9 protein-coding genes are annotated in these 7,849 nt (G+C 47.5%); 6 read left to right on the forward strand and 3 right to left on the reverse strand.

Features of this window, described 5'->3' with window-relative positions:
* Positions 1-415 precede the first annotated feature (415 nt).
* Positions 416-1,141 carry an adaptor protein MecA gene (locus tag AC1WIP_RS08095; protein ID WP_481141371.1) on the forward strand — a complete coding sequence of 242 codons (726 nt, stop codon included), beginning with the start codon at positions 416-418 and terminating at the stop codon, positions 1,139-1,141.
* 287 nt (positions 1,142-1,428) lie between these two features.
* On the opposite strand, the gene AC1WIP_RS08100 is transcribed toward AC1WIP_RS08095, so the two are convergent.
* The gene (locus AC1WIP_RS08100) at positions 1,429-1,620 is read right to left on the reverse strand and encodes a DUF1858 domain-containing protein (protein ID WP_318703545.1); all 192 of its coding nucleotides are present in this window, start codon (positions 1,618-1,620) and stop codon (positions 1,429-1,431) included.
* Between the two features lie 248 nt (positions 1,621-1,868).
* Between AC1WIP_RS08100 and pflB the strand changes: the two genes are divergently transcribed.
* The 5 genes from pflB to AC1WIP_RS08125 all read left to right on the forward strand — a co-directional run bounded on the left by pflB (position 1,869) and on the right by AC1WIP_RS08125 (position 5,761).
* Positions 1,869-3,908, forward strand: a complete 2,040-nt coding sequence (gene pflB / locus AC1WIP_RS08105) for a formate C-acetyltransferase (protein ID WP_481141372.1) — start codon at positions 1,869-1,871, stop codon at positions 3,906-3,908.
* A gap of 39 nt (positions 3,909-3,947) precedes the next feature.
* Positions 3,948-4,151 carry a hypothetical protein gene (locus AC1WIP_RS08110; protein WP_481141373.1) on the forward strand — a complete coding sequence of 68 codons (204 nt, stop codon included), beginning with the start codon at positions 3,948-3,950 and terminating at the stop codon, positions 4,149-4,151.
* Positions 4,152-4,202: 51 nt separating this feature from the next.
* Positions 4,203-4,445, forward strand: a complete 243-nt coding sequence (gene grcA3 / locus AC1WIP_RS08115) for an autonomous glycyl radical cofactor GrcA3 (protein WP_318703539.1) — start codon at positions 4,203-4,205, stop codon at positions 4,443-4,445.
* Between the two features lie 266 nt (positions 4,446-4,711).
* Positions 4,712-5,464 (forward strand): pyruvate formate-lyase-activating protein, encoded by a 753-nt coding sequence (pflA, locus tag AC1WIP_RS08120; protein ID WP_481141374.1) that lies wholly within the window; start codon positions 4,712-4,714, stop codon positions 5,462-5,464.
* A 123-nt stretch (positions 5,465-5,587) separates the two neighbouring features.
* Positions 5,588-5,761 carry a DUF362 domain-containing protein gene (locus AC1WIP_RS08125; RefSeq protein WP_481141375.1) on the forward strand — a complete coding sequence of 58 codons (174 nt, stop codon included), beginning with the start codon at positions 5,588-5,590 and terminating at the stop codon, positions 5,759-5,761.
* A gap of 20 nt (positions 5,762-5,781) precedes the next feature.
* Here the strand turns inward: AC1WIP_RS08125 and AC1WIP_RS08130 are convergent, their stop codons facing one another.
* Together AC1WIP_RS08130 and dnaB are read right to left on the reverse strand one after the other, a co-directional pair.
* Positions 5,782-6,507, reverse strand: coding sequence for a helix-turn-helix domain-containing protein (locus AC1WIP_RS08130; protein WP_481141376.1), 726 nt, complete (start codon positions 6,505-6,507; stop codon positions 5,782-5,784).
* A gap of 106 nt (positions 6,508-6,613) precedes the next feature.
* On the reverse strand, positions 6,614-7,849 hold a 1,236-nt coding region (dnaB, locus tag AC1WIP_RS08135; RefSeq protein ID WP_481141377.1), incomplete at its 5' end, for a replicative DNA helicase.

Raw genomic sequence — 7,849 nt, forward strand, 5'->3', positions numbered from 1 at the left:
ACTATGAACAGGCGGTTTTGAGCGGCTATGCTCCCTTGCACCATGCCTGTAAGACATCCTTAAATATATGTCAGCAGCTACACCTCTGTCATATAATATGGTATAATAGATATAGTAAAAAGGATGAAAGCGGAACGACTCGTTCCCATGTCAAAGTCAACCAGAAATAGAATTCAGACTGCTGCCTCCTTTCCGTACCAGAGTACTGAAGGCACTTATGCAGTGAATTATATCTTATATGGAATTTTTTTGCAATAGCTTTTATTAAAATTATTAAATATTCTTAAAGTCATTTTCGGCTATTGACTTAAAGCGGGCGAAAGTATAATATACTTTTAATCAAAACACACTTATAAGATAGGATTTTTGCACGCTACTCAGCATCCCCCGGGATGCAGAAAGGAAGGGTTGCCGTATGAAAATAGAAAAAGTAAATGAAAACCAGATACGCTGTACTTTGACCAGAGAAGATCTGGCAAGCCGTGAGCTGAAAATCAGCGAGCTTGCCTATGGCACTGAAAAAGCTAAGACTCTCTTTCGGGACATGATGCAGCAGGCAAATTTTGAATTTGGCTTTGAGGCGGAAGACATTCCCCTGATGATAGAAGCAATTCCCCTGAATGCGGAATGTATTGTTCTGATTATCACAAAGGTGGAGGATCCCGAGGAACTGGACACCCGTTTTTCCAGATTTGCCCCATCTGTCACCGAGGAAAATAGCGACGACGAATATTATGAATCTCCCTCTGACGAGGTGCTTGATTTGTTTCGCAGGCTCCAGACAAACCGCAAGGCAAACGCTGAGGGCCAGGAGGGCAAAACAGCCGCTTCCAATCAAAACGAAGCAGCGCCCACCCATATCTTTCTTATGGAGTCCCTCCAGCAGGTAATCAGAGCTTCCCAGGTGATTTCCCGTCATTATACCGGAGAAAGCACACTGTATAAGGATGAACGCACCGGCCGATATCTGCTCGCGCTGACCCAGGGCAAGGCCTCAAAGGAGGTTTTTGACAGGGCCTGCAACATTGTCTCCGAGTATGGCGCGCTGCAGCGTTCTCTCTCTGGCAGTCCCACTTTCCTGGCAGAGCATTATGATGCCCTGGTGGAAAAGGATGCCGTAGGCGCTTTGGGAAATATGTAAAGTGTGCGCCGCCTGGCGCATTCATAAAATACAGCCGTCTGGGCCAGCAGGCTCAGGCGGCTGTAGCTTTTTTTCAGACACTTCTATGGCAGGCATAACCCCTGCCCCTGTTATCAACAGTCCAGCCCTCTGCATTCATAAAAGCGGCTGCTTCGCATCCGGCGCCGCCAAGGCGGCTCACCTTTTATTTCATTTGAGGGCGCTCCGCTCATGAGAGGGCAGGTTCTGTGCATTGTGTGCAAGCACCCATGCACAGCGCCTGCCCTCTCATGGCTGGACTGTTGCGTTTAAACTGCCTCAATAGCTGCCATAAGGGCATCTATGTCAATTCCATGTACCATCGCAGCTTCCTCCAGGGATTCTGCCTGGGCCGAAGGGCAGCCGAGACAGTGCATTCCGGCATCCATAAGGACAGGCGCCACATCAGGGTTGGTGCGAAGAATTTCGCCAATGGTCATTTCTTTCGTAATTCCGCTCATAGTGTTCTCCTTTCCGCCGTTTTCGGCCCTTTTAGTATAATACTTTCCCCACAATCTTGCAAGCCATTCACAAATATAAAATCTCTCTGAAAAGAATCTGTAATTCTTATAAAAAATCCAGAAATTATGCGGCTTTGTACCAAAAAAAGTACACGGCGCTGCTTGACTGTCCAACTGCTTTTTCATATAATGAAACTAAGGATCAGATGTACCCAATAATTTAATTTTTTATAGGAGGCTATTTCAAAATGAGACCAGAGTGGAAAGATTTTGTAGGCGGCAAATGGGACAAAGAAGTCAATGTCCGCGACTTCATCCAGAGAAATTATCACCCCTATGATGGTGATGAGAGCTTTCTGGCTGAGGCTACACAGAATACCAAGGATCTGTGGGCGCAGGTACTTGATCTGCAGAAGAAGGAAAGAGAAGCAGGCGGTGTCCTTGACATGGATACCAGAGTTGTCTCTACCATTACTTCTCACGGTCCTGGATATCTTGACAAGAGCAAGGAGACTATCGTAGGCTTCCAGACTGACAAGCCTTTCAAGCGTTCTCTGCAGCCTTACGGTGGTATCCGTATGGCAGAGAAGGCATGTGCCGACAACGGTTATGAGGTTGACCCTGAGATCAGTGAGTTTTTCACCATTCATAGAAAGACACACAACGCAGGCTGCTTTGATGCTTACAATCAGGAAATGAGAGCCTGCCGTTCTTCTCATATTATCACAGGTCTTCCTGATGCTTACGGACGTGGACGTATTATCGGTGACTACAGACGTGTTGCTCTGTATGGTATCGACAGACTGCTCGAAGACAAGCAGGCACAGAAGGACTCCACCGGCCGTGTAATGACCGATGACGTGATCCGTCTCCGCGAGGAGCTTTCCGAGCAGATGCTGGCTCTTAAAATGATGAAGGAGATGGCAGCTTCCTACGGATTTGATATTTCCAAGCCCGCTTCCAACGTAAAGGAAGCAATTCAGTGGACCTACTTCGGTTATCTGTGCGCAGTAAAGGAGCAGAACGGCGCTGCTATGTCCCTGGGACGTACCTCCACCTTCCTTGACTGCTACGCAGAGAGAGATCTTGCAAACGGAACCTTCACCGAGCAGGAGATTCAGGAGTTTGTTGATCACTTCATTATGAAGTTAAGATGTATCAAATTCGCACGTACTCCCGAGTACAACCAGATTTTCGCAGGCGATCCCGTATGGGTTACCGAGTCTCTGGGCGGCGTTGGCGTTGACGGCAGACACATGGTTACCAAGATGAGCTTCCGTTATCTGCACACCCTGACAAACCTTGGACCTGCTCCCGAGCCCAACCTGACAGTTCTGTGGTCCACCAGACTTCCTCAGAATTGGAAAAAGTACTGCGCTAAGATGTCCATCCAGACCTCTTCCATCCAGTACGAGAACGATGACCTGATGAGAGTGACCCACGGCGATGACTACGGTATCGCATGCTGCGTATCCTCCATGGTAATTGGTAAGGAAATGCAGTTCTTCGGTGCTCGTGCAAACCTGGCTAAGTGTCTGCTGTACGCTATGAACGGCGGAGTGGATGAGATTACCAAGAAGCAGGTTGGACCTAAGTATCGTCCTGTGGAAGGCGATGTGCTTGACTATGATGATGTATTTGCGAAATTTATCGATATGATGGAGTGGCAGGCAGATGTTTATGTGAACACCCTGAACATTATCCACTATATGCATGACAAGTACTGCTATGAGAGAGCAGAGATGGCTCTTCATGACAGAGACGTAAAGCGTTACTTTGCAACGGGTATTGCAGGACTGTCCATCGTAGCAGACTCCCTGTCCGCTATCAAGTACGCAAAGGTTGAGGTTGTTCGTGACGAGGACGGCATTATCGTTGACTTCAAGACCACTGGTGAATTCCCGAAATACGGTAACGACGATGACCGTGTTGACGAGATCGCTCAGGATGTTGTACACAGATTCATGACTGCAGTAAGAAGACACCATACCTACAGAAACGGTGTTCCTACAACTTCCATCCTGACCATTACCTCCAACGTAACCTACGGCAAGGCTACTGGTAATACTCCTGACGGACGTAAGAAGGGACAGCCTTTCGCTCCCGGTGCTAACCCTATGCACGGACGCGATACTCATGGTGCGGTAGCATCTCTGTCCTCTGTATCCAAGCTTCCTTTCAATGATGCACAGGATGGTATCTCCAATACCTTCACCATCATTCCCGGAGCGCTGGGCAAAGAGGATCAGGTATTTGCAGGCGATATTGAGCTGGATCTGAACAAATAAACAAGCTTATAACAAAAACAATACAGTGAGGTGACACAAATGGACGAAAAGGCAATGATCGACGATCTGATTAAAATGCTGGATTCGGGAATGACCGAAGGTGTGGGACATGTAAACGTAAATTATGACCAGGCAGAAGAAACGTCTAAGAACGTTCAGACAATGGGCTGTACGGATTGTTCCAGGACACCGCTGGCCTGCAGTGTCCCCACTCTTGAGCAGGGACTGGACGATTATCACTAATCGTCCTTCCCCAGCCCTATTATATGATAATTGATTAAGGAGGAAAAAATTATGGCAGCAAGTGCAGCACAGGTAGACAATCTTGTTTCATTATTGGATGGTTATGCAACCAAAGGCGGACATCATCTGAATGTTAACGTATTAAACAGAGATACTTTATTGGACGCTCAGAAGCATCCTGAGAATTATCCTCAGCTTACAATCCGTGTATCAGGATACGCTGTTAACTTTATCAAGTTAACTCCTGAACAGCAGGCTGATGTTATTTCCCGTACCTTCCATGAGAGCATTTAATTTATTTAAAAGCCGGGAAATAGAATAAAACCAAAACCGAAAGGAGCCGGACTTACCTTTTCCGACTCCTTTTTCCTTTAGCAGTACTATTATATATCCCAGGTGATCGCGAAACTCGCTCCCCGGCATCAGAAACTGGGCGTAATAACCAAAATAAGGGTGACTAGCCACTGCTTCGGAACCCGTTTTTGGTTATTATGACCAGGTTCGTGACTTTGTCAGCGAGTTTGACAATTACCTAATTATATATCTTGAAAGGAGAAGCTATGCAAGGCAGAATACATTCACTGGAAAGCTTTGGAACCGTGGACGGACCCGGTACACGGTTTGTGGTATTTGTACAGGGCTGTCCCATGCGCTGTGCCTACTGTCACAATCCCGACACCTGGCCCATGACCGGCGGCACTATGATGGAACCGGAGGAAATTTACGAACAATACAAGAGAAATAAAGATTTTTACAAAAATGGAGGCATTACTGTAACAGGAGGCGAGCCTTTGATGCAGGTAGATTTTTTGATCGACCTGTTCACTCTGGCAAAACGTGACAACGTTCATACCTGCATTGACACATCGGGAATTGCCTATAAACCGGACAACAAAGCCTTTATTGAAAAGCTTGACCGTCTTATGGAGCTCACCGATCTTGTCATGCTGGACATCAAGCATATCGATCCCCAAAAGCATCTGGAGCTGACAGAGCAGCCTAACGATGGAATTCTGGCCTTTGCCCAATATCTGGATGACAAACATGTGGATATGTGGATCCGCCATGTGGTCGTACCAGGCCTGACGGATGACGATAAATATCTGTTTGAGCTTGGGTATTTTATCGGACAGTTCTCTAACCTGAAAGCGCTGGACGTGCTTCCCTACCACACCATGGGCGAGGCAAAATACAAGAAGCTGGGAATTCCCTATAAGCTTGCCGGGGTTCCCGCCATGGACAAAAGCAAGGTAGTGGAGAAAAAAGAAGTGATTCTAAATGGAATCAGAAAGCGCAGAGAAGAAAAAGAATAAAATAATCAGCTAAAATTATCGCACATTTCCCTTGTATTCCCCATGGGTTTATATTAAAATAGAGTATGTAATTGATAATAAAATATCAAATGCGATTGGGTTCATTGAAGGAGGATTAAAAGCATGGCATACGTAATTGGTGATTCTTGTGTGGCTTGTGGTGCATGTGAGGCACAGTGCCCTGTAGGCGCTATCAGCATGGGAGACGGCAAGTTCGAGATCGATCCGGACAAATGTATTGACTGCGGCTCTTGCGCAGGACAGTGTCCTGTAGGCGCTATTTCCCAAGGAGAATAATTTTCCGCAGAAAGAGGCATTCAAAAAATAGAATGCCTCTTCTTTTTTGCCTTCTTTTCCGGCTGCTGTTCCTGAAAAGGCTGCTTCTGCTCTGCACCGCTTCCACCGCCTTGGTTCAGACTATGATTGAGGCTGCTGTTTTCCTTTTTCCCCCGCAAAAGCTTTCTGCTTTTCTTACGGAGAAGGTCATCCATCCTCTGGTAATATTCCTCATTGCGCTGTGCATTGACCCGGTCTCTGACCTCTTCCCGCTCTTCCTGCATCCTGAATTGATAGTCCAGCTCCTTTACTACGCTCTCTCTGATCTCTCTGCACAGCTCTTGATTGTTTTCCCGAAGGGTTTCCCGAATCAGCTGCTGCAAAAGCCACTGCAGTCTCCTGGACTTCTCCTCCCGGCTCTCCTTTACCATCTCTCTCTCGTCCCTTTCAGGCACAGGCTCTCTGCTGTCAATAATGTCAATGGCCATACCGGGCTGAGATTCCTTCTTTTCCTTCTCCTCTTCCTCCTGGGGCAGTACGTTCAGCTTTCCATCCTTCAAAATCATCTTTATTGCCTTCAATTGCAGTCCTCTTTCCTTCATACTCTTAATCTGTTTAAACCGTTCCACATCCTCGCTTGTGTAATAGCGGTGTCCAAGCTCATTGCGCTTGATGGGCAGATGCAGCTCCTCCTCCCAGTAGCGCAGCACATGACTTTCCACCTTTACTTCTTTTGCAGCGTCAGAAATCAATAAATATTGGCCCATATTCTCTTCCCCTTTCTAATCGAGTTTCGCAGTTGCCTATGATTTTTTAACAAAAAAAGAGAACTGCCTGTCTATGCTGTTCTCTTTCGTAACTGATTTATGCTTTTTAATCCCTTCCGGAACGTTCCAGATTGGCAAATTTTGTGTACTCCGGCAGCCAGGCCAGCTCCACGGTTCCAATGGGACCATTTCTCTGCTTGGCAATGATTACCTCAGACACTCCCTTTTTCTCAGAATCATGATTATAATAATCATCCCGGTAAAGGAACATAACCACGTCCGCATCCTGCTCTATTGCCCCGGATTCTCGAAGATCTGAGAGCATGGGGCGGTGATCCGGCCTCTGCTCCACCGCGCGGCTCAGCTGGGATAAGGCAAGCACCGGCACACCAAGCTCCCTGGCCAGGGATTTTAGCGATCTGGAGATATCAGAAATCTCCTGCTGCCTGGAATCGGTTCTTCCGCTGCCGCTCATCAGCTGCAGATAGTCAATGATGATCATGGACAAATCATGCTCCAGCTTAAATTTCCGGCATTTGGAGCGCAGCTCTGAAACGCTGATGCCCGGCGTATCATCAATAATCAGATTGGACCGGCCAATCACCCCTGCACTTTCAATCAACCGTTCCCATTCCTGATCGTTTAACTGCCCTGTTCTCAGCTTCTGGGCGTCCACACTGGATTCCAGGGAAAACATACGGTTCACCAGCTGCTCCTTGCTCATCTCCAGACTGAAAATAGCCACCGTCAGCTTTTTCTTAAAGGCTACATACTGTGCGATATTCAGCACAAAAGCTGTTTTTCCCATGGACGGACGAGCCGCAATCAGCACAAGGTCCGAGGGCTGCATACCCGCAGTCCGGTAATCCAAATCCGTAAAGCCTGTGGGAATCCCCGTAACGCTTCCCTTATTTTTGGAAGCAATCTCAATCCTGTCCATGGCATTCATTACAATCTGCCGGATGGGAACAAAGTCACCCAGATTACGCTTCTGCACCAGCTGGAAAACCCTCTTTTCCGTATCCTCCAGGATAAATTCCAGGCTTTCCTTCCCCGCATAGCAGGTGTTGGCGATCTCCTCATTCAGGCGGATCAGCTTGCGCAGCGTGGACTTTTCCGCCACAATGTTTGCGTAATACTTAATGTTGGCAGAGGTAGGAACCACTGTAATCAGCTCCCGGACAAACTCCAGGCTGCTGACCTCGGGAGGCACGTCCTTCTCCCGCAGCCTGTTCTGCAGGGTGACCAGGTCCACAGGGCTTCCCTCCTCATTCAGCTCCACCATAGCCTCAAACAAAATGCCATACTGCTTATTGTAGAAGTCATCTCCCGTAATCAGCTC

This window comes from Acetatifactor sp. (assembly GCF_982438285.1).